This is a genomic window from Cupriavidus sp. 01L45, from assembly GCF_056399885.1.
Genome location: NZ_JBFTSG010000041.1, coordinates 56,280 through 78,614 on the forward strand (window position 1 = coordinate 56,280; position 22,335 = coordinate 78,614).

General features: G+C 65.1%; 18 protein-coding genes. 8 read left to right on the forward strand and 10 right to left on the reverse strand.

Going from position 1 to position 22,335, the window contains the following annotated elements; all coding sequences use genetic code 11:
- Positions 1-9 precede the first annotated feature (9 nt).
- Positions 10-1,422, forward strand: coding sequence for an FAD-binding oxidoreductase (locus AC1DT6_RS26120; protein ID WP_477103936.1), 1,413 nt, complete (start codon positions 10-12; stop codon positions 1,420-1,422).
- 101 nt (positions 1,423-1,523) lie between these two features.
- Here the strand turns inward: AC1DT6_RS26120 and pbpG are convergent, their stop codons facing one another.
- The 5 genes from pbpG to AC1DT6_RS26145 all read right to left on the reverse strand — a co-directional run bounded on the left by pbpG (position 1,524) and on the right by AC1DT6_RS26145 (position 6,102).
- On the reverse strand, positions 1,524-2,750 hold the full coding sequence (gene pbpG, locus AC1DT6_RS26125) for a D-alanyl-D-alanine endopeptidase (protein ID WP_441636291.1): 1,227 nt from the start codon (positions 2,748-2,750) through the stop codon (positions 1,524-1,526).
- A gap of 276 nt (positions 2,751-3,026) precedes the next feature.
- A complete protein-coding gene (locus tag AC1DT6_RS26130; RefSeq protein WP_441636289.1) occupies positions 3,027-3,728 on the reverse strand; it encodes a nitroreductase in 702 nt (233 codons plus the stop codon).
- A 38-nt stretch (positions 3,729-3,766) separates the two neighbouring features.
- The gene (locus tag AC1DT6_RS26135) at positions 3,767-4,219 is read right to left on the reverse strand and encodes an acyl-CoA thioesterase (RefSeq protein WP_035860049.1); all 453 of its coding nucleotides are present in this window, start codon (positions 4,217-4,219) and stop codon (positions 3,767-3,769) included.
- Positions 4,220-4,240: 21 nt separating this feature from the next.
- On the reverse strand, positions 4,241-5,146 hold the full coding sequence (locus AC1DT6_RS26140) for a DMT family transporter (RefSeq protein ID WP_441636285.1): 906 nt from the start codon (positions 5,144-5,146) through the stop codon (positions 4,241-4,243).
- The gene (locus tag AC1DT6_RS26145) at positions 5,143-6,102 is read right to left on the reverse strand and encodes a histone deacetylase family protein (protein WP_441636283.1); all 960 of its coding nucleotides are present in this window, start codon (positions 6,100-6,102) and stop codon (positions 5,143-5,145) included. The genes AC1DT6_RS26140 and AC1DT6_RS26145 overlap by 4 nt, the downstream gene beginning before the upstream one ends.
- A gap of 116 nt (positions 6,103-6,218) precedes the next feature.
- Between AC1DT6_RS26145 and AC1DT6_RS26150 the strand changes: the two genes are divergently transcribed.
- The 3 genes from AC1DT6_RS26150 (at position 6,219) to AC1DT6_RS26160 (ending at position 7,582) form a co-directional block, all read left to right on the forward strand.
- Positions 6,219-6,494, forward strand: coding sequence for a hypothetical protein (locus AC1DT6_RS26150; protein ID WP_477103937.1), 276 nt, complete (start codon positions 6,219-6,221; stop codon positions 6,492-6,494).
- 70 nt (positions 6,495-6,564) lie between these two features.
- The gene (gene phaP1 / locus AC1DT6_RS26155) at positions 6,565-7,146 is read left to right on the forward strand and encodes a TIGR01841 family phasin PhaP1 (RefSeq protein WP_035860043.1); all 582 of its coding nucleotides are present in this window, start codon (positions 6,565-6,567) and stop codon (positions 7,144-7,146) included.
- A gap of 148 nt (positions 7,147-7,294) precedes the next feature.
- Positions 7,295-7,582: a hypothetical protein gene (locus AC1DT6_RS26160; protein ID WP_441636279.1), complete on the forward strand. Its 288-nt coding sequence runs from the start codon at positions 7,295-7,297 to the stop codon at positions 7,580-7,582.
- On the opposite strand, the gene lpdA is transcribed toward AC1DT6_RS26160, so the two are convergent.
- The 4 genes from lpdA to aceE form a co-directional block, all read right to left on the reverse strand.
- Positions 7,579-9,357 carry a dihydrolipoyl dehydrogenase gene (lpdA, locus tag AC1DT6_RS26165; protein ID WP_441636277.1) on the reverse strand — a complete coding sequence of 593 codons (1,779 nt, stop codon included), beginning with the start codon at positions 9,355-9,357 and terminating at the stop codon, positions 7,579-7,581. The two genes, AC1DT6_RS26160 and lpdA, sit on opposite strands and share 4 nt — an antisense overlap.
- A 28-nt stretch (positions 9,358-9,385) precedes the next feature.
- Positions 9,386-10,003, reverse strand: a complete 618-nt coding sequence (locus AC1DT6_RS26170) for an Ntn hydrolase family protein (RefSeq protein ID WP_035860037.1) — start codon at positions 10,001-10,003, stop codon at positions 9,386-9,388.
- A gap of 92 nt (positions 10,004-10,095) precedes the next feature.
- Positions 10,096-11,766 (reverse strand): dihydrolipoyllysine-residue acetyltransferase, encoded by a 1,671-nt coding sequence (gene aceF / locus AC1DT6_RS26175; protein ID WP_477115003.1) that lies wholly within the window; start codon positions 11,764-11,766, stop codon positions 10,096-10,098.
- Positions 11,767-11,931: 165 nt separating this feature from the next.
- Positions 11,932-14,619: a pyruvate dehydrogenase (acetyl-transferring), homodimeric type gene (gene aceE / locus AC1DT6_RS26180; RefSeq protein WP_441636047.1), complete on the reverse strand. Its 2,688-nt coding sequence runs from the start codon at positions 14,617-14,619 to the stop codon at positions 11,932-11,934.
- Between the two features lie 430 nt (positions 14,620-15,049).
- Here aceE and AC1DT6_RS26185 point away from each other — a divergent pair, with 430 nt between their 5' ends.
- Entirely contained in the window at positions 15,050-17,638 is a 2,589-nt protein-coding gene (locus AC1DT6_RS26185) for a PAS domain S-box protein (RefSeq protein ID WP_477103722.1), read from the forward strand.
- A 114-nt stretch (positions 17,639-17,752) separates the two neighbouring features.
- Positions 17,753-18,385, forward strand: coding sequence for a response regulator transcription factor (locus tag AC1DT6_RS26190; protein ID WP_045240083.1), 633 nt, complete (start codon positions 17,753-17,755; stop codon positions 18,383-18,385).
- A 60-nt stretch (positions 18,386-18,445) separates the two neighbouring features.
- On the opposite strand, the gene AC1DT6_RS26195 is transcribed toward AC1DT6_RS26190, so the two are convergent.
- On the reverse strand, positions 18,446-19,141 hold the full coding sequence (locus AC1DT6_RS26195; RefSeq protein ID WP_441636051.1) for a hypothetical protein: 696 nt from the start codon (positions 19,139-19,141) through the stop codon (positions 18,446-18,448).
- A gap of 97 nt (positions 19,142-19,238) precedes the next feature.
- Here AC1DT6_RS26195 and folD point away from each other — a divergent pair, with 97 nt between their 5' ends.
- Together folD and AC1DT6_RS26205 are read left to right on the forward strand one after the other, a co-directional pair.
- On the forward strand, positions 19,239-20,090 hold the full coding sequence (gene folD / locus AC1DT6_RS26200; protein WP_428178366.1) for a bifunctional methylenetetrahydrofolate dehydrogenase/methenyltetrahydrofolate cyclohydrolase FolD: 852 nt from the start codon (positions 19,239-19,241) through the stop codon (positions 20,088-20,090).
- A gap of 107 nt (positions 20,091-20,197) precedes the next feature.
- Complete coding sequence (locus AC1DT6_RS26205) at positions 20,198-22,312, forward strand: M3 family metallopeptidase (RefSeq protein ID WP_477115004.1); 2,115 nt, start codon at positions 20,198-20,200, stop codon at positions 22,310-22,312.
- Positions 22,313-22,335 lie beyond the last annotated feature (23 nt).

A 22,335-nucleotide genomic window follows, 5' to 3' on the forward strand; every position in this document is an offset into this window, starting at 1 on the left:
AGAACCACCATGCAAAATACAGCCTTCCTGCCCCGCCTGATCGAAACACTGGGCCCCGACGTGGTTGCCACCGAGCCCGACCAGGTCGCGCCCTGGCTCGCCGACTGGCGCGGCCTTTACCGTGGCAATGCGCAAGCCGTGGTACGGCCGCGCTCGGTGGATGAGGTGGCCCGCTGCCTGGCGCTGTGCCAGCAGGCCGCGGTGCCGGTGGTGCCGCGCGGCGGCAATACCGGCCTGTGCGGCGGCGCCGCTCCTGACAGCAGTCCGGTCAACGTGGTGCTGAGCATGGACCGCATGAACGCGATCCGTTCGATCGATACCATCGCCAACACGATGGTCGCGGAAGCGGGCTGCATCCTGGGTAACCTGCGGCGCGCCGCCCAAGAAGCGCATCGCCTGCTACCGCTCAGCCTGGCSGCCGAGGACTCCTGCCAGATCGGYGGCAACCTTGCTACCAATGCTGGCGGTGTCAATGTGGTGCGCTATGGCATGGCGCGTGAACTGGTGCTGGGCGTCGAGGCCGTGCTGCCCAACGGCGAGATCTTTCACGGGCTGCGCGCCTTGCGCAAGGACAACACCGGCTACGATCTCAAACAATTGCTGATTGGCTCCGAGGGCACGCTCGGCGTGATCACCGCCGCGGCGCTGCGCCTGTTTCCGCGCACCGATGCGCGCTCGGTGGTGCTGGCCGCGGTGGCGTCGCCCCTGCAGGCGCTGGAGCTTTTCGAACTGCTGTTCGCCCAGTGTGGCGCGCGCCTGCAAGCCTTTGAGTTCTTTACCGGCGATTGCGTCGACCTGGTGCTCAGACATGTGGAAGGCGTACAGGAGCCGTTCGCCCAGCGCCATCCCGCCTATGTGCTGGTGGAGCTGGCCGACACCACGGACGAAGAGGCCCTCAACACCCTGCTCGAACGCGTGATCGGGGAAGCGCTGGAGCGCGAGTTGTGCCTGGATGCCGCGGTCTCCGCTTCGCTGGCGCAATTGCAGAGCCTGTGGAAGCTTCGCGAGGAAATCTCCGAGGCGCAGCGCGCCGACGGGCCGCACCTGAAGCACGATGTCTCACTGCCGATCGAGCAGATCCCCGCCTTCATGGCATCGATGGAGAAGCGCCTCAAGGCCGTCAGCCCCAGCATCCGCCCCTTCATCTTCGGGCACTTCGGCGACGGCAACCTGCACTACAACCTGTCGCGTCCGGCAGGCGCGGAGCGCGACTGGACCGCTCAGCACGGCAAGGCACTGACCGCCGAGGTGCTGGACGAGGTCGCGCGCTACGGCGGCAGCATCAGCGCCGAGCATGGCATCGGCCAGCTCAAGCGCGATGATTTCCTGCGCCTCAAGGACCCGCTCGAACTTCGCCTGATGCGGGGCATCAAGCAATTGCTGGATCCGGCCGGCATCATGAACCCTGGCAAGCTGCTGTAGGCACCGGGCGCGCCGCGGCGCCCAACGAAAAAAACGCGCCGGGGACGGCGCGTTTTTCATGACCTCAGGTCCGTGGGTGCCGGGTCATTGCGGCTCCGCCATCAGATGCCGCGTGGCTGCTGGGCGGTAAGGATAGCCTGGGGGGAACCTGGCCCCTGCGTCAGGTTAGGGGAGGACGGAAAAGGGCGGGCGGGACCCGTTTGCACGTGTTCCAGCCAGTCCTTGACGCGGTTGGCATCCGCAAAGCGCGACAGCTTGCCAACCGAATCCAGGAACACCATCACCACATTGCGGCCGTTCACCTTCGCCTGCATCACCAGGCACTGGCCAGCCTCGGAGATAAAGCCGGTCTTCTGCAGGCCGATATCCCAGTTGCCGCCGCGCACCAGGCGGTTGGTGCTGACGTAGTGCTGGGTACGCCCGAGCACGTTGACCTCATACTCGGTCTGCGTGGAGTACTCGCGGATGGTGGGATTGCGGTACGCCGCGTTGACCATGCGCACGAGGTCCATCGCGCTCGAGACATTGCTGCTCGACAAGCCGTTCGAATCGACGAAGTGGCTGTCGTTCATGCCGAGTTCGCGTGCCTTGCGGTTCATGGCCTGCACAAATGCCGGCAGGCCGCCCGGATAGCTGCGGCCCAGCACCGACGCCGCCCGATTCTCCGAGGACATCAGGGCCAGCAGCAGCGCCTCCTGGCGGCTCAGCTGCGCACCGAATCGCAGGCGCGAGCTGCTGTGCTTTTCATTGTCGCGGTCGTCCTCTGTGATGGTGAGAACCTCATCCATCGGCTGACGCGCGTCCATCACCACCAGGGCGGTCATCAGCTTGGTGATCGAGGCGATCGGCAGCACCGCGGCGGCGTTCTTCTGGAACAGCACTTCGTTGGAGTTCTGGTCCATCACCAGCGCCACGCTGGAGCGCAGCGCGAGCGCATCCTCCGTGTCACGCAGCCCGAGCGCCTCGCCCAGCGAGGGTTTCGCCGGGATAAAGGCCGCGCGCACCGGCGCAGCCTGGCGCTGCGTCACGACCTGACGCTTGCCGTTTTTCAGTACCACGACCTTGCGCGTAGTGACGTGCTCAGTCTTGCCGCTGCTGGCGACTTGCTTGGTTTTTGCGGATTTAGAGGAGGTACTTGCCGACTTTTTCTCGGACTTAACGACTTTTGCCGACTTTTTGCTGGTTTTTGCGGTGTCCGTCGATTTCGTCGCGGCATCGACCGCGGGAGCGGCCAGCATGGAAACGGTCAGCAGCACAGAGGCGGCGACCGATGTAAGAGGGGTAGAGCCGAAGAATCGAAACAATAGGGGGGAATCAGACCGGAACATGATTCATTCAGCGCGCAACTTGGATTGCGCCAGTTTAGGAAAAAAAGAAATTGTTAGCAAGATTAAAGACTTACGAAGCCTCTTTAAAGTTCGATTTGCAAACAATTCCACATTATGAAAAAACAACACATTCATCACATGACACGTGCAGTAAGACCGACGTGGACTGTGGTAATTCCACAGCGGATCGCCCTTCCTGCCCGCTCATCGGAGCCCTCCGAGCCAACCGGACGACAGCCGGCTCATGCATAAAATATAGCTCGCGGCCAACGAGACTTATGACAAGAAACGTGCGAACCCGCTTACAGGTTCACGCTCCGTACTAAGGGTATTCTCTATGGCCGCGGGATCGGCATACCCCAGGGCCATGCCACAGACCACCATCTCGTCCTCCGGCAGGCGCAAGTGATTGGCAATGACCGCGTGGAACTGGGTGAAAGCCGCCTGCGGGCAGGTATCCAGCCCACGCGCCCGGGCTGCCACCATGATGCTCTGCAGAAACATGCCGTAATCCAGCCAGCTACCCTGCTCCAGGATGCGGTCGATGGTGAAGATCATGCCCACCGGCGCACCGAAGAAGGTGAAATTGCGGGAGTGCTGCGCATGCATGCGCGCCTTGTCCTCGCGGCTGATCTGCAGCAGGCTGTACAGGTCCCAGCCCACCTTGCGCCGGCGGTCGATATATGGCGCCACCCACTCGCGCGGATAGTAGGGATACTCTTCCCGGTACTTGCTGTCGCGCTGCGGATCGTCGTAGGCGGTCAACACGTCGGCGGACAATTTCAGCTTGGCATCACCGCTCAGCACATAGACCCGCCACGGCTGGGCGTTGGTGCCGGAAGGCGCCCGGCTGGCCACCGCCAGGATCTCGTTGACCACATCGTGCGGCACCGGCGTATCAAGAAAAGCACGCACCGAGCGGCGTGTGATGATGGCCTGGTCTACCAGGCCGGTGTCCCGCTTGCGCTGCGAATCCATGACTGTCAACTCCTTCATGCGTCTGTACCCTGCCCCGATCAGGCGCCGGCGTCCGCGGATTCGCACACCAGCGCCTGCAAGGCGTTGCGCAGCGCAGGCGGCAGCGGTACCGGCCGCCGCGTGGCGCGATCGACATAGACATGGACGAAATGACCTTGCGCCGCAGCGACGTCGTCGTCATTGCGGAACAGGCCCACTTCGTAGCGCACGCTCGAGTTGCCCAGCCGCGCCACGCGCAGCCCGGCCACCACGGTGTCGGGAAAGCTAAGCGCGGCGAAGTAGTTGCATTGCGTTTCGATCACCAGCCCGATGGTGTCGCCAGCCTCGATATCGAGCACGCCCTGCCGGATCAGGTAGGTGTTCACAACGGTATCGAAATAACTGTAGTAGATGACGTTGTTGACGTGGCCATAGACGTCGTTGTCCATCCAGCGCGTGGTGATCGGCTGGAAATGACGGTAGGCACTACGGGTATCGGCAGTCGGTTTCATCGGAAGCACGCAAGAGGAAGATCAGCGGCGAATCACAAGGGCCACGCCGCCTGCGGCAAGGGCCATGCCAAGTGCCGCCAGCGGCGGAAAACTCTCGCCGAACAGCAGCCACGCCATGACGGCGGTGGTCGGCGGCGTGAGATACATCAGGCTGGACACCTTGGTCGCCGCGCCCTCCCGGATCAACAGGAACAGCAGCGAAATCGCGCCGATTGACAGCGCCACCACCGACCAGGCCAGCGCGCCGAACATCTCGGCGTTCCACTCGACGTGGCGGGTCTCGGCAAGAAACATGAAGGGCAGGCAGGCCAGCGCCGCCGCCGCGAACTGGATCACGGAACCCATGCGCAGGTCGAACATCGGGCAATAGCGCTTCTGGTACAGCGTACCGAAGGTGATCGAGAACAAGGCACCCACGGCAAGCAGCAGGCTCGGCGCGGACAGCCCGCTGGCCGACAGCTTGTTGGCCACCACCAGACCCACGCCCACGATGCCCAGCGCCAGCCCCAGCCACTGGCGCCGTCCGATGGTCTCGCCCATGCGCGAAGCCGCCAGCGCGGTCAGGATCGGCTGCATGCCGACGATCAGGGCGGAAACGCCCGCCGGCATGCCGAGTTTGACCGCTGCCCAAACGCCGCCGAGATAGCCCGCCTGCAGGAACAGTCCCGCCACGGCGATATGCCCCACCCTGCGCCAGTCGACGGCGCCCGCGCTCTGCGGCAAGGGCACGCGCGCCACCACCACGAAGGGCAGCATCAGCACCAGCACGCCGACAAAGCGCAGGAACAGGAAGGTCATCGGCTCGGCATGCGGCATGCCGTACTTGGCCACGATAAAGCCGGTACTCCAGATCACCACGAACAGCCACGGCATGGCGGCCATCCAAAGGGTGCCGCGCGTTGCGCGGACTTGGCTGGTTGCGCTCATTGCCGTGTCACCGCGATCGGGCTGGCAGCCGTGAGCGTGTCCAATTTCATGCGCCGGGCATAACGTTCGTGATATTGAGCGGCAAGCGCGATGGTCTGCGCATGCACCGCCACGGTGTCCTCGATCTGGTTGCCGTAGCCGCCAGCCATCGCCACGGCGATCGGCAGCCCCCGCGCCAGGGCTGCATCAAACACCAGACGATCGCGCCTGGCCAGGCCGGCGAGCGTGAGCTTCAGGCGGCCCAGCCGATCGCCCTCATGGGGATCGGCGCCTGCCAGGTAGATGATCAGGTCCGGAGAGAAACGCGCGAACAGGGCTTCGAGCGCCTCCTGCAACGCCGCGGCGTAAACCTCGTCGTCGCAGCCATCGGGCAGGCCCACGTCGAGGTCGCTGGCTTCCTTGCGAAAGGGATAGTTCTTTTCGCCGTGCAGGGACAGCGTGAACACGAAAGGGTCGTCGCGCAGGATGGCCGCGGTGCCGTTACCCTGATGCACATCGAGGTCCACCACCGCCACGCGCTCCACCCGGCCGTCGCGGCGCAGCTGGCGTGCCGCGATCGCCGCATCGTTGAAAACGCAGAAACCGCCGCCCTTGTCCGCATAAGCATGATGCGTCCCGCCCGCCAGGTTCACCGAAATGCCCTCGCGCAGCGCGGTGCGGCATGCTTCGATGGTGGCGCCGGCCGAGCGCCGCGATCGCTCGACCATGGCCTCGGACCACGGAAACCCGATCTCGCGCTGGCGCGCAGGGTCCAGTGCGCCCCGGGAGACGCTGGCCACATATTCTGGGGTATGCGCCAGCAGCAAGGCATCGTCTCCGGCACGTGGGGCCTCGGCCAGCGTCAGGCCCGCCACTTCCCGCTCAACCGTCGCCCTCAACATGCTGTACTTGCGCATCGGGAAGCGATGGCCCTCGGGCAGGGGCAGGACAAAGTGGTCGGCGTAGAAGGCGAGCATGGGGATTAACTGGGGGCGGACATCCGGCCGGCAGGCCGCTGCCCCGGCAACAGGGCCGTGGCGCATCGGCCGCTGCGTTGCACACGCTTGGGCAGCACCGATTCGGGCAGACCGCGATGGTAGCACTGAGCCGGCGCGAAGGTACGCGACCAGGACCGCCCTTCCCGCGCCCGAGCTGGCGTAAATCCGCAACTCTGGCGGCGCGATATGTGGCATCAGGTCGACTTCCGGCGACTTCGGCCGGACTTATTTGTGCATTGCACAAGAAATTCTTGACACCGTTTTTCTTTTCCCTACAATTGGAATTGTTGCGGCGCACCATCGGTTTTGCAGAGCAAGCGGAAGCGCCGGCAACCCCCAAACGCCTGGGGCTGGCTGACGAAAAGCAGTGACGTCGTCATGGCTTTGACATCTGGGCGGCCTAATTTTGTCTGACATTGAACTTCATTATTGGAGACCAGCATGAGCTTCACCCCGGAACAAGTCGCCGCAGCGCAAAAAGCCAATCTCGAAACCCTGTTTGGCCTGACCACCAAAGCCTTCGAAGGCGTTGAGAAGCTGGTCGAACTGAACCTGCAAGTGGTCAAGGCCACGTTCGCTGAAAACGTGGACAACGCCAAGAAGGCCCTGTCCGCGAAGGACGCCCAGGAATTCCTGGCCATCCAGTCCTCGCTGATCCAGCCGGTTGCCGAAAAGGCCCTGGCCTATAGCCGCCACCTGTACGAAATCGCCTCGGAAACCCAGTCGGAATTCACCAAGGTTGCCGAATCCCAACTGGCCGAAAACTCGAAGAAGGTGCAAGCCCTGGTCGAGAACCTCGCCAAGAACGCCCCGGCCGGCTCCGAGTCGACCGTTGCCATCGTGAAGTCCGCGATCAGCGCCGCCAACAACGCTTACGAGTCGGTCCAGAAGGCCACCAAGCAAGCTGTTGAAATCGCCGAAAGCAACTTCCAGGCAGCCGCCAGCGCCGCCACCAAGGCCGCCCAGCAAGCCAGCGCAACGGCTCGCACCGCGACCAAGAAGGCCGCCCCCGCCGCCGCCTAACTAGCGCAGGCAGGACAACGGACCGGCTTCGGCCGGTTCGTTGGCAAAGCGCGCCTGGCACGGCCAGCGCATTTTGCCAACGAAGGCAGCACGAACGGCAACCAAGCCGCCCTGCCCTCTGACGATGTCTCCTCGGTATCTGGTTTCCTTGTATTCCAATATCGATTCATTCCCGGCTATGTGCCGGGATTTTTTTGCCTGCGGCGCGGACCGGCTGTGCCGATTTCAGGCTCTGCGCGATGCGGCATCCATCTTTCGCGTCAAGCCGGCTTTGCCGACCCACGGCCCGCCACGGTCCTCCTCTGCTGCAAGCGGGGTTTGGCTGGCGAAGCCACAAGTGGGCGCCAGGAAAATCTTGGCGGTTAATTGCGAATCGGACAATAAAAAGGCCCGCCGTGCGGCGGGCCTCGATGCGTGGCTGATGCTGGCCGCTTAACGCTTGCGCGGCGGCGGCACGTCGGTGCAGACGCCTTCGTAGATCTCGGCAGCCATGCCGATGGACTCGCCCAGCGTCGGGTGCGGGTGGATCGTCTTGCCGATATCCACCGCATCGGCGCCCATCTCGACGGCCAGGCAGACTTCGCTGATCAGGTCGCCGGCATGCATGCCGACGATGCCGCCGCCGATGATGCGGTGGGTTTCCTCGTCGAAGATCAGCTTGGTAAAGCCCTCGTCGCGGCCGTTGGCAATGGCGCGGCCCGAAGCGGCCCACGGGAACACGCTCTTGCTGTACTTGATGCCCTGCGCCTTGCACTGGTCTTCCGTCACGCCGGCCCAGGCCACTTCCGGATCGGTGTAGGCCACCGACGGGATCTGCTTGACGTCGAAGTACGCCTTCTCGCCGTGCGCTGCCTCGGCCGCGACGTGCGCCTCATGCACCGCCTTGTGAGCCAGCATGGGCTGGCCGACGATGTCGCCGATGGCGAAGATGTGCGGCACATTGGTGCGCATCTGCTTGTCGACGTCGATAAAGCCGCGGTCCGTCACCGCCACGCCCGCCTTCTCGGCGCCGATGCGCTTGCCGTTGGGCACGCGGCCCACAGACACCAGCACCAGGTCGTAGCGTTGCGGCTCGGCCGGGGCCTGCTCGCCTTCGAACCTGACGTAGATACCGTCCGGCTTCGCTTCCACGCCGACCGTCCTGGTCTTGAGCATGACCTTGTCGAAGCGCGTCTTGTTCATCTTGTCCCAGACCTTGACCAGGTCGCGGTCGGCACCCTGCATCAGCCCATCGAGCATTTCGACAACATCGATATTGGCGCCCAGCGTGCTGTACACCGTGGCCATTTCCAGCCCGATGATGCCGCCGCCGATCACCAGCATCTTGTTCGGCACCTCGGGCAGCTCAAGCGCGCCGGTGGAGTCGACGATGCGCGGATCTTCGGGGATGAACGGCAACTTGACCGCCTGGCTGCCGGCCGCGATGACGGCCTTCTCAAAGCGAATCACGGTCTTCTTGCCGGTGGTCTGCTTGGCGTCGCCTTCGGTTTCCTGCACCTCGAGGTGATGCGGATCCAGGAAAGTGCCAATGCCGCGCACGACCTGCACCTTGCGTGCCTTGGCCATGCCGGACAGGCCGCCGGTCAGCTTGCCGACGACGGTTTCCTTGTAGTGGCGCAGGCCGTCGAGGTCGATCTTGGCTTCGCCGAACAGGATGCCGTGCGCCGCCAGCGCCTTGGCTTCGTCGATCACGGCGGCGTTGTGCAGCAGTGCCTTGGACGGGATGCAACCGACGTTCAGGCAGACGCCGCCGAGCGTGCCGTAGCGCTCGACCAGCACGGTATTCATGCCGAGGTCGGCGCTGCGGAAGGCAGCCGAATAGCCACCGGGGCCGGCGCCGAGCACCAGCATGTCGCAAGTGATGTCCGCGCTGCCCGAATGCGAGGCCGCCACGGGTGCGGCAGCCGGAGCAGCGACCGGCGCGGGAGCGGCCGCAGGGGCCGGTGCCGGCGCGGCTGCCGGCTTGGCGGCGGCTTCGCTTTCCAGCGTGCAGATCACCGCGCCCTTGGCGACCTTGTCGCCAACCTTGACACGCACTTCGACCACCTTGCCGGCCGCGGACGAAGGCACGTCCATGCTGGCCTTGTCCGACTCGAGTACGATCAGCGACTGCTCCTGCTCGACCGTATCCCCAGCCTTGACCAGCACTTCGATCACTTCCACCGCGTCGAAATCGCCGATATCCGGCACCTGGACTTCGATCACACTCATGTTTTGCTCCTCAAGAGCGCGCCCCGCTTCAGATACGGGCCGCGCCATCGTTATTGATTGCGCCGTCGCCGGCCGTGTCACCGAGCCGTACCACCTGCACTTCGACCGGACCTGCCGAACTCTTGTCGAACTCCACGCCTGCATCCACGCCGATCCGCGCAATCTCCCCGGCGTTCAGGCCCGGCTGGTCGTAGACCGCGTGCATGGCGCCCAGCGCGTAGTTGCGCCCCGAGCCAATGCCCCAGAAACGGTCGAACGAAAAGACTTCGCGGTACGAATAGACACCGAATATGCCCGCCGGATTGGCGATGAGGCACACGATCTGCGAGGACTCGTAGGGATCGTCCTCATCTTCCTTGGTGTTGATGAAATACTCGTTCTTGAGTTTTTCATGCACCTTGAGAAAAGTCCGGAAGACGTCGTCGCGCGAGCCCAGGCGGCAATCCTCGCCCAGCCCGGCCAGCAGGCTGCGCATGACCGGAAAATGGGCGGTGGTGCCCGCGAGCGCCACAAAGCTGTCCCCCACGGGAAACACCTTCTGGTTGCGCTCGTAGGCACGCGTGAGCCGGGTGTCGCCAAACGTCACCAGTGCGTCGGCGGCAATTGCCACCTCACCGGCCTTCTTGACGACAACGCAGGTAGTCATGGACTCGCTTCCTTCCTGTTTTCGGACGGCAGGTTGCAGACGTCTGGCAGAGGGCGCGCACGGCCGCGAGGGCCAGGCGCACCCTGCCCGCCTTACAGCAGGATGCGGCGGAAATCGGCCAGCAGTTGCCCGAAGTAGGTATTGAAGCGGGCCGCCTCCGCACCGTCGATGACGCGGTGATCCCACGACAGCGACAGCGGCAGCGTCAGGCGCGGCACGAATTGCTTACCATCCCACACCGGCTTCTGGTACGACTTGCAAACGCCCATGATGGCCACTTCAGGCGCGTTGATGATCGGCGTGAAATACGTGCCGCCGATCCCGCCCAGCGAGGAGATCGAGAAGCAGCCGCCTTGCATCTGGTCCGGTTTCAACTTGCCGTCGCGTGCCAGCTTGGCCAGCTCGTTCATTTCCTGGCCGATCTCGATCACGCCCTTCTTGTCGGCGTTCTTGATGACCGGCACCACCAGGCCATTCGGCGTGTCAGCGGCAAAACCGATGTTGAAGTACTTCTTCAGCACCAGGCTGTCGCCGTCGAGCGAGGCGTTGAAATTGGGGAATTTCTTCAGCGCCGCCACGGCAGCCTTGATCATGAAGGCCAGCATGGTGACCTTGACGCCCTGCTTCTCGTATTCCTTGTTGAGCTGCACGCGGAAGGCTTCGAGGTCGGTGATATCGGCTTCGTCGTGATTGGTGACGTGCGGAATCATCACCCAGTTTCGATGCAGGTTCGCACCGGAGAGCTTCTTGATGCGCGACAGCGGCTTGCTTTCCACGTCGCCGAAGCGGGTGAAATCCACCTTCGGCCACGGCAGCAGGTTCAGCTCGCCACCGCCACCGGCCGGCGCGGCAGCGGCTTGTGCCGGAGCCGCGGTCAGCCCGGTCATCACGCCCTTGACGTAACCCTGCACGTCGTCCTGGGTGATGCGGCCCTTGGGTCCGGTGCCCGGCACGCGCGAAACGTCCACGCCAAGCTCGCGCGCGAACTTGCGCACCGAGGGGCTGGCGTGGGCGGCGGCGCCGGTCACGCCGGCGACCGGCGCGGCGGCGGGCGCGGCCACGGGGGCCGGCGCCGGCACGCTGGCGGCGGGAGCCGGTGCCGCGGCGGCAGCTGCGGGAGCCGGGGCGGCGGCAGGCGCGCTGGCCGGCGCGGCGGCAGCGCCTTCCAGGATCAGGATCAGCGTGCCTTCGGCGACATTGTCACCGACCTTGATCCGGACTTCCTTGACCACACCGGCGCTGGGCGACGGCACGTCCATGGTGGCCTTGTCGGATTCCAGCGTCACCAGCGCGTCTTCCGCGCTGATGGTGTCGCCCGGCTTGACGTGGAYTTCGATCACSGGGACCGAGTCGTAGTCGCCGATGTCCGGCACCTTGACTTCGACCGGGCCTGCAGCAGCGGCCGGCGCGGGGGCGCTTGCCGCGGCCGCTGCCGGAGCCGCTGCCGGAGCCGCGGCGGGCGCCGCAGCGGGTGCAGGCGCGGGCGCCGGTGCTGCAGGGGCCGGCGCGGCCGCGGCGGCGCCGGCGGGCTCCAGCATCACCAGCACGGTGCCTTCGGCGACGTTGTCGCCGACCTTGATCCGGACTTCCTTGACCACGCCGCCCTGGGGCGAGGGCACGTCCATCGTGGCCTTGTCCGATTCCAGCGTCACCAGCGCATCTTCCGCGTTGATGGTGTCGCCCGGTTTCACGTGCACTTCAATGACGGGAACGGCGTCGTAATCGCCGATATCCGGCACCTTGATTTCAATCGCTTGACTCATTCAGTGTCTCCTGGGCAGGCCGGCGCACGCGACAAATACGAGCGTGTGAGGTTACCCTCACTGCCTGCATCTGTCACGCCGCCGCGCCGCAAGGCGCCGGGCATTTGCCCGGCACCCGCGGCGCGGCGCTACCGTTTCTGCGGGGGGTTCGTGCAGCCGGTCCGCTTAGACCGACATCGGGTTCGGCTTGTTGGGGTCGAGGTTGTACTTCTTGATGGCTTCCGCCACCTTGTCGCGACCGATCGCACCCTCGTCGGCCAGCGCCTTCAGTGCAGCCAACGTCACCCAGTGACGATCGACCTCAAAGAAATGACGCAGCTTTTCGCGGGTATCCGAGCGGCCGAAACCGTCGGTGCCGAGCACCACGAAGCGGCGCGGCACGAAAGGACGGATCTGGTCGGCGAAGGCGCGCACGTAGTCGGTCGAGGCGATCACCGGACCGCGCACGGACTTGAGGCTCCTGGTCACGTGCGATTCGCGTTGCGTCTCGGTCGGGTGCAGCAGGTTCCAGCGCTCCACGTCGTGGCCTTCGCGGGCCAGTTCGGTAAAGCTCGGGCAGCCCCACAGGTCGGATTCGACGCCCCAGTCCTTCTTGAGCAGGTCGGCGGCGGCAATCACCTCGCGGAAGATCGTGCCCGAACCCAGCAGTTGCACGCGCGGCGCGTTGCTGTTTTCGACGCCCTTCCTGAACTGGTACATGCCCTTGACGATGTCGCCCTCTACGCCAGCCGGCATTTCCGGATGCTCGTAGTTCTCGTTCATCACCGTCAGGTAGTAGTACACGTCTTCCTGCTCGGCATACATGCGGCGCAGGCCATCCTGCATGACCACCGCCAGCTCGTACTGGAAGGTCGGGTCATACGAGATGCAGTTCGGGATCGCGGCGTGGAACACGTGCGAGTGGCCGTCTTCGTGCTGCAGGCCTTCGCCGTTCAGCGTGGTGCGGCCCGAGGTGCCGCCCAGCAGGAAGCCGCGCGAGCGCATGTCGGCAGCCGCCCAGCACAGGTCGCCGATACGCTGGATGCCGAACATCGAGTAGTAGATGTAGAACGGGATCATCTGGATGCCGTGCGTCGAGTACGACGTGGCGGCGGCAATCCAGTCGCACATGGCGCCGGCTTCGTTGATGCCTTCCTGCAGCACCTGGCCAGTCTGCGATTCCTTGTAGAACATCAGCTGGTCATGGTCTTCCGGCACGTACTTCTGGCCTTGCTGGTTCCAGATGCCGATCTGGCGGAACAGGCCTTCCATGCCGAAGGTGCGCGACTCGTCGGGCACGATGGGCACCACGTGCTTGCCGACCTGCTTGTCCTTGAGCAGGGTGTTCAGGATCCGCACGAAGGCCATGGTGGTGGACACTTCGCGGCCTTCGCTGGTGGCTTTGAGCAGCGCGTCGAACGCGGACAGCTCGGGCACCTTCAGGGCTTCGGCCTTCTGGCGGCGGGCCGGCAGGTAGCCGCCCAGCTCCATGCGGCGGTTGCGCATGTATTCCAGTTCCTTCGAGCCTTCCTCGAAGGTGACGTACGGCACTTCCTCGATCTTGTCGTCGGCGACAGGAATATTGAACTGGTCGCGGAAGCGGCGGATCGCGTCCACCGGCATCTTCTTCTGCTGGTGGCTGATATTCATGGCCTGGCCGGCGTCGCCCATGCCATAGCCCTTGATGGTCTTGGCCAGGATCAGCGTAGGCTGGCCCTTGTGCTCGTTGGCGGCGCTATAGGCGGCGAAGATCTTGTGCGGATCGTGGCCGCCGCGGTTCAGGCGCCAGATGTCCTCGTCGGACCAGTCGGCCACCATCGCCTTGAGTTCGGGCGTGTTGAAGAAATGCTCGCGCACATAGGCGCCATCCTTGGCCTTGAAGGTCTGGTACTCGCCGTCCACGCAATCCATCATGCGCTTCATCAGCAGGCCCTTCTTGTCGCGTGCCAGCAACTGGTCCCAGCGGCTGCCCCACACTACCTTGATCACGTTCCAGCCGGCGCCGCGGAACTCGGATTCCAGTTCCTGGATGATCTTGCCATTGCCGCGCACCGGACCGTCCAGGCGCTGCAGGTTGCAGTTGATCACGAACACAAGGTTGTCGAGCTTCTCGCGGCCGGCCATGCCGATGGCGCCGAGCGATTCCGGCTCGTCGGTCTCGCCGTCGCCGAGGAATGCCCATACCTTGCGGCCTTCGGTCTGTACCAGGCCGCGGCTGTGCAGGTACTTCATGAAACGGGCCTGGTAGATGGCCATGATCGGGCCCAGGCCCATCGACACTGTCGGGAATTGCCAGAAGTCAGGCATCAGCCACGGGTGCGGGTAGGACGAGATGCCCTTGCCGTCGACTTCCTGGCGGAAGCTGTCGAGTTGCTCGGTGCTCAGGCGGCCGAGCAGGAATGCGCGCGAATACACGCCGGGGGCCGAATGGCCCTGCACGAACACCAGATCGCCGCCGTGTTTCTCGGACGGGGCGTGCCAGAAGTGGTTGTAGCCAACGTCGTACAGCGTGGCCGCGGAAGCGAACGAGGAGATATGGCCGCCAACGTTGGTGTGCTTGTTGGCGCGCAGCACCATCGCCATGGCGTTCCAGCGCGTGTACGAGCGGATGCGGTGCTCGATGTCCTGGTCGCCGGGAATGCGGGCCTGCTGCTCCACCGGGATGGTGTTGATGTACTGCGTTTCAGCGTGGAACGGCTGATTGACGCCGTTCACGCGTGCGTATTCGATCTGCTTCTCGATCAGGAAGGCGGCCCTGTCGGTGCCTTCGGCGGCGATCACGCCCTGAAGCGCATCGAGCCACTCGTGGGTTTCCTGGGGATCGGCGTCGTTGGCGCTGCTGGCGCCGAGGATCTGCTCTGGTACAGCTGACATGACTGTCTCCTGGTGAATTCCTGCCTCGGCGCTCCCCTGATTCATGTCGTGAGAGCCCCGGCCTGACGGTGTGACTACGGTACGGCGCGCGGGCCACGAATGTTTCGCATCCCCATCGCTAGCGCTTCGCCCGGGCTTGCCAGATTCAGCTGGCAGGACCGGACACAGCACTACCGTCCGCACTTTTCGGTCGGACCGATTCTATGGAAGCACATTGGGCAAGACAAGCCTAATTTTCAAATTACGATATGGTTTCTCATAATGTGGGATATTGCCGCAACGCACCACAACATCGCGCCAGCCCTCGCCGGAAAACACCTGTCGCCCGCCGCGCCCTCGGCAGGAATGCCGCACTGCCGCATTGGCGCTTACCCCAAGCGACGCGCGCCTGCAATCCCGTTACACTGGTCGGTCAGTCGTCAATCCCGCCATGCCGTCCCTCAAAGATTTCTTTTCCCACCTCCGCGCCGCCATCGTCCCTCCCTCCGCTTCCGGCACCGCCAAGGCGAGCGGCGGCGACCCTGCGCTAGCCGCGCCGCCCAGCCCGCTGACGCACCTCGATACGCTCGGCCATGCGGACGAGCCCGCGGCCGTCAACGGGCCGCCGCGCGGCTTGTGGTGGCTGCGCTGGCGCAACCTGGTGGCAACCAGCTGGTTCATGTTCATCCCGCTGGTGGCGATCGTGCTGTTCACCGTGGCGATGGGGGTGATCCTGTGGTCGCTGCATGAAACCGAGCGCCAGCAACAACGCGACGCGCTTTATCGCGACGCGGCCTGGGCCCAGCAACGCGTGCGCCTGTCGCTGCTGAGCAACCAGGACCAGCTTGCCTCGCTGGCGCGGGACATTGCCGCCGCCCAGCTCGACCAGGGCGCCTATCGGACAGCCGCGCAGGAAATCCTGCGCGAGAACCCCGAGATCGTGTTCGTCAACTGGCTCGACGCAACCCGGCGCGGGCGCTGGTCCTTGCCGTCCACCTCGGAATTCGCCGGCCGCCTGCGCGAAACCCAGGACCAGCCGCTGGAACCCGAAGTCCTCGATACTTTCGACGCCGCGCGCGAAACCCAGCGCGTGGTGTACTCGCGCCCGCTGGTCAACGACCGCGGCGACAGCTTCATGCTGATGGAAGTGCCGATCGTGCGCGACAACGAGTTCCTCGGCACGCTGGGCGCGCTGTACTCCGTCAATGGCATCCTGACCCACCTCCTGCCACCGGAGCTGACCGAGCGCTACCGCTTCTCGCTGATCGACAAGAACAACCAGATCCGCGCCAGCACCTCGCTGCGGCCAGTACCCGGCAATGCGCTGTCGTACGAGGTGCTGCTCGACCCGCCTGGCCATTCGCTGTCATTGCGCGCGGACGCCTACCCGCCCGCCTCCAACCTGCCCAACAACATGTTGCTGTGGCTGGTGGTCGGGCTGTCGTGCTTCCTCCTGTGGAGCCTGTGGAGCATGTGGCGGCATACCAGCCGCCGCTCCGAGGCACAGCGCGCCCTGCTGGCCGAGACCTCGTTCCGGCGCGCGATGGAAAACTCCATGCTGATCGGGCTGCGCGCGCTCGACCTGAACGGCCGCATCACCTACGTCAATCCCGCCTTCTGCCGCATGACCGGCTGGCAGGACGCCGACCTGGTCGGCCGTGTGCCGCCCTTCCCCTACTGGCCGCCCAACGACCAGCAGGAAATGCAGAAGCAGATCGACCTGACGCTGCAGGGCAAATCGCCTGCCGGCGGCTACGAAATGCGCGTGATGCGGCGTGACGGCAGCAGCTTCTACGCCCGCATGTATGTGTCGCCGCTGGTGGACGGCCGTGGCAGGCATACCGGCTGGATGAGCTCGATGACGGATATCACCGAGCCCAAGCGCGCCCGCGAAGAGCTGGCCGCGGCGCACGACCGCTTCACCACGGTGCTGGAAAGCCTGGATGCCGCGGTGTCCGTGCTGGCCACCGACAAGCCCGAACTGCTGTTCGCCAATCGCTACTACCGGCAGTTGTTCGGCTGGGAAGCCGAGGGCCACCTCAAGCTGGCCGGCGGCGAGATCGACAAGGAGCAGGTCTCCAGCGATGCAACCGACTTCGTCGACGCCTACGCCGGCCTGCCGGCCTCGGAGTTGATGCCCTACTCCTCGGACGCGCGTGAAGTGTTCGTGCCCGACATGCAGAAATGGTTCGAAGTGCGCCGCCGCTATATCCAGTGGGTGGACGGCCACCTGGCGCAGATGCAGATCGCCACCGACATCACCGTGCGCAAGGCCGCCGAGGAAATGGCGCGCCAGCATGAGGAGCGGCTCCAGTTCACCAGCCGCCTCACCACCATGGGCGAGATGGCTTCGTCGCTGGCGCACGAGCTGAACCAGCCGCTGGCGGCGATCAACAACTATTGCATGGGCGCGGTGGCCCGGCTGCGCTCCGGGCGCAGCACCGCCGAAGACCTGATCCCGATCCTGGAGAAGACTTCGGCGCAGGCGGTGCGCGCAGGCACCATCATCAGCCGCATCCGGGGCTTTGTGAAGCGCAGCCAGCCGCAGCGGCGCGAAGCCGCCCTGCATGACATCGTGGCTGACGCGGTCGGCCTGGCCGACCTGGAAGCCACCCGCCGCCGCGTCACCATCCTGACCCGGCTACCGGCCCCGCCTTTGCTGCTGTTCGTCGATCCGGTACTGATCGAGCAAGTGCTGGTCAACCTGCTCAAGAACGCCGTCGAGGCCATGGCCGGCCTGCCGGCCATGCGCGCCACCGGCGTGGTCCGCCTGCACGCGCGCGTGGAGCCGGGCGAGTTTGGTCAGGTCATGCGCATCGACGTGATCGACCAGGGCCCCGGCGTGGACGAGGCCACCAAGGAACGGCTGTTCGAGCCGTTCTTCAGCACCAAGTCCGACGGCATGGGGATGGGGCTGAATATCTGCCGCTCCATCATCGAGTCGCACCAGGGACGGCTGTGGGTGGAGAATAATGCCGACGGCATCGGCTGCACATTCAAGATCATGCTGCCCCTGCTGCCGGCGCATATCGACCAGTAAATCGCTGGCCGTGCCGCCAGGTTCCCTGCCACGCGCCCCAGGGCGGCCCCTGTTGCTTGCCGCCCGGCCCGGTTACACTTGGCGGCAAATGACTTTGTTGTCCCAGGAGACTTCATGACCGTAACGCCAAACCCCACCTCCCACCGCGGCGAGACCGTCTTCATCGTCGACGACGATGAAGCCATGCGCGACTCGCTGACCTGGCTGCTGGAGGGCAATGGCTACCAGGTTCGCAGCTTTACCAGCGCCGAACAGTTCCTCTCCGCCTACGACGCAGGCCAGGTTTCCTGCCTGATCCTCGACGTGCGGATGCCGGGCATGAGCGGGCCCGAGCTGCAGGAACGCATGATCGCGGAGAACATCAATATTCCGATCGTCTTCATCACCGGCCACGGCGACGTGCCGATGGCGGTCTCCACCATGAAAAAGGGCGCGATCGACTTTATCGAGAAGCCGTTCGACGAGTCCGAACTGCGCTCGCTGGTGGAGCGCATGCTGCAAAAGGCCCGCACCGACCACTCCGCCGCCCGCGAGCAGCGCGCCGCCAAGGACCTGCTGGGCAAGCTCACCACGCGTGAACAGCAGGTGCTGGAGCGCATCGTGGCAGGCCGGCTGAACAAGCAGATCGCCGACGACCTGGGCATTTCCATCAAGACCGTGGAAGCGCATCGCGCCAACATCATGGAAAAGCTCAACGTCAACACCGTGGCCGACCTGCTGCGCCTGGCCCTGTCCAAGAGCAGCTGAGCCCGCGCCAGAAAGAAGAATGGCAGTCCGGCCCCGCTGGCCGGCGGACGGGCTGCCTGCTCAACGCCTGAGATATTCCTCGTCGCGGAAGGTCACAACCCATTGCGGTTTGTAGACCACGAACACCGCCACCAGCATGCCCGTGAGAAACGCCTCGCCAAACGCCAGGATCAGCACCGCGGTCAGCGTATCGGGCAGCGACAGCACGCCATCGCCCACGCTGTAGCTACGCCAGATCGCCCTCGCCGCGCCGGCGCCCAGCGCGGCCAGGCCGGCGGCAAAGTAGCCGTGGCCAAGGATGAAGACAAAGGGATGGCGCGGCAACAGCCGGCGCATGGCGCCCTGCAGCGCAGCCGACAGCAAGGCCGGCAACAACCCCATCCAGACATAGCGCGGCCAGAGCGCGGCCCAATCCAGCTGAGCCCAGCCGTGCCCGGCCAGGTACCCGAGGCCGAGCAAAGACACCAGGTCGATCACGAACAGCGACAGCAGGGCCAGCGGCAGCCCGAACAGCGTCACCATCAGGGTGGCGCCAAACAACTGGATCACCATGCCGCCCGGCAGCGTCGCCCTTAACGTCCACAACAGCGCCAGCAATACCAGCGCGCCCAGCCAGCCATTCTGCAAGGCGTCGCGGCGCAGCAGTTGCCAGGGGCGCCGGCTCAGCGCCCAGGCCAGTCCGGCCAGGCTGAATGTCAGCAGCACGGCATGTTCGGCTGGCGTGCCAGGCGTAACGAGAGGGGTCAGGGCAGGCATGCGGACATGCTACCAGCGCCCCAAGCTACTTCGCCCCGGGTTGCGTCAACCTTTATAATTCCGCTTTGACCACCTCCCGCCCTCCCGCGCCCATCCCATGCCCGCCCAATTGATCGACGGCAACGCCCTTGCCAAGCAACTCCGTACCGAAGCCGCCCGACGCGCCGCCAGCCTCACCGAACGCGGCCACCGGCCCGGCCTGGCCGTGGTCCTGGTGGGCGAAGACCCGGCCAGCCAGGTTTATGTGCGCAACAAGGTGAAAGCGTGCGACGACAATGGCTTCCACTCTTCCCTCGACCGCTATCCGGCCGACCTGTCCGAGGCCGACCTGCTGGACCGCATCGACACCCTGAACCGTGACCCGCATATCCACGGCATCCTGGTGCAGTTGCCGCTGCCCAAGCATATCGACAGCCACAAAGTGCTGGAAGCGATCGCCCCGGAAAAAGACGTGGACGGCTTCCACGTGGCCAATGCCGGCGCCCTGATGACCGGCGCCCCGCTGTTCCGCCCATGCACGCCTTATGGCTGCATGAAGATGCTGGAATCGGTGCAATTCCCGCTGCGCGGCGCCCGTGCGGTGGTGGTTGGCGCGTCCAATATCGTCGGCAAGCCGATGGCGATGCTGTTGCTGCAGGCCGGCGCCACCGTCACCATCTGCAATAGCAAGACGCGCGACCTGGCCGCGCATACCCGGGATGCCGATGTGATCGTGGCCGCCGTGGGCAGGCGCAACATCATCACCGCCGATATGGTCAAGCCGGGGGCGGCCGTGATCGACGTGGGCATGAACCGCGACGACAACGGCAAGCTGTGCGGCGATGTCGACTTCAACGGCGTCAAGGAAGTGGCCGGCTATATCACGCCGGTACCGGGCGGCGTAGGCCCGATGACTATTACGATGCTGCTTATCAATACGCTGGAAGCCGCCGAGCGCGCGGCCGGCTGAAGACCGCCCGCCGTGCGGTGCGCCCGCACGGCATGGCACTGGAAATCCTGCCGCCCCGCCCCAATGTGCGGGGTATTGCCCTTACTGGCCCCGCCAAGAGAGACGCCATGGACCAAGCCGCCAACCAGGCCAATGAAGCCAACGCCACAACCGGTGCCAATCCGCTGCTGGATTTCACCGACCTGCCGCGTTTCGCCGAGATACGCCCCGAACACATCGGGCCGGCGCTCGACGTGCTGCTGGCTACCGCGCAGGCCGCGGTCGACCGCGCCGAGGATCCCGCCACCCCTGCCACCTGGGCCAACGCCGTGGAAGCGCTGGAAGCCGCCACCGAGCCGCTCGGACGCGCCTGGGGCGTGGTCGGCCACCTGAGCGCCGTGGCGGATACGCCGCCGTTGCGCCAGGCGCACGCCGACAACCTGCCGCGCATGACCGAATTCTGGTCCTCGCTCGGCCAGAGCCTGGCGCTTTACGACAAGTACAAGGCGCTCGCCGCCAGCCCGGAATTCGCCACCATGAGCGCGGCCCGCCGCCAGTTGATGGAAAACGAATTGCGCGGTTTCCGCCTGGGCGGCGCCGAACTGCCCGAAGACAAGAAGCCCCGCTTCGCCGCGATCCAGGAACAGCAGGCCCAGCTGTCCAAGGCTTTCTCCGATCACGTGCTCGACGCCACCAACGCCTACGCGCTGCTGATCGAGGACGAAAGCCGGCTCAGCGGCGTGCCTGAGGACGCGCTCGAGGCCGCCCGCGCCGCCGCCGAGAAGGACGGCAAGCCGGGCTGGAAATTCACCCTGCACTTCCCGTCCTATTTCCCGGTGCTGCAATACGCGGACGACCGCTCGCTGCGCCAGACCATGTACGAGGCCAGCGTCACCCGCGCCTCCGAGCTGGCTCAGCAATACGGCCAGGGCAAGGCCGAATGGGACAACACGGCCAATATGCGCGAGCAACTGGCGCTGCGCCGCGAGGAAGCCCAACTGCTCGGCTACGCCTCCTTCGGCGAGGTTTCGCTGGTGCCCAAGATGGCGGAATCGCCGGCGGAAGTGCTGCACTTCCTGGACGAACTGGCTGCCAAGGCACGCCCGTACGCCGAGAAGGACTGGACCGAACTCAAGGCCTTCGCCGCCGCCGAACTCGGGCTGACCGAACTGGCGCCGTGGGACGTGGCCTACGCCTCGGAAAAGCTGCGCGAACAGCGCTACGCGTTCTCCGAGCAGGAAGTGAAGCAATATTTCCCGGAACCCCAGGTGCTCAAGGGCTTGTTCGGCGTGGTGGAGAAGCTGTTCTCCGTGCGCATCGAGCCCGACCAGGCCCAGACCTGGCACGACGATGTGCGCTTCTTCCGCGTGGTATCGCCTGAAGGCGAACTGCTGGCGCAGTTCTACATCGACCTGTACGCCCGCGAAGGCAAGCGCGGCGGCGCGTGGATGGACGATGCCCGTGGCCGAAAGCAGCTCGATGCTGGCCGCGTGCAGACCCCTGTGGCCTATCTGACCTGCAACTTCACGGCCCCCGTGGGCGGCAAGCCAGCGCTGTTCACCCACGACGAAGTGATCACGCTGTTCCATGAGTTCGGCCACGGCCTGCACCATATGCTCACCCAGGTGGGCGAGCTGGGCGTGTCCGGCATCAACGGCGTGGAATGGGATGCGGTGGAGCTGCCCTCGCAGTTCATGGAGAACTTCTGCTGGGAATACGAGGTGCTGGCGGACATGACCGCGCAGGTCGACAGCGGTGAGCCGCTGCCGCGCGACCTGTTCGAGCGCATGCTGGCTGCCAAGAATTTCCAGAACGGCATGATGACGCTGCGCCAGATCGTGTTCTCGTCGTTCGACATGCACCTGCACACCGACTTCGAACCGGCGGGCGAGAAGTCCGTGCTCGCGCTGTCCAGGGAAATCAACGATCGCGCCCACGTGGTGCCGCAGCACCCGCTTTCGCGCTGGCCGAATACCTTCAGCCATATCTTCGCCGGCGGCTACGCGGCGGGCTACTACAGCTACAAGTGGGCTGAAGTGCTGTCCGCAGACGTGTACGCCGCGTTCGAGGAGGCCGCAAAGCTCTCCGGCACCGTGCTGGACGCCGAGACCGGCGCGCGCTACCGCCGCGAGATCCTGTCCGTGGGCGGCAGCCGCCCGGCCATGGAATCCTTCACCGCATTCCGCGGCCGCGCTCCGCAGATCGACGCCTTGCTGCGGCACGGCGGCATGGCGGTGGCATAAGGCAGGGTAGGGGAAAGCAAGGA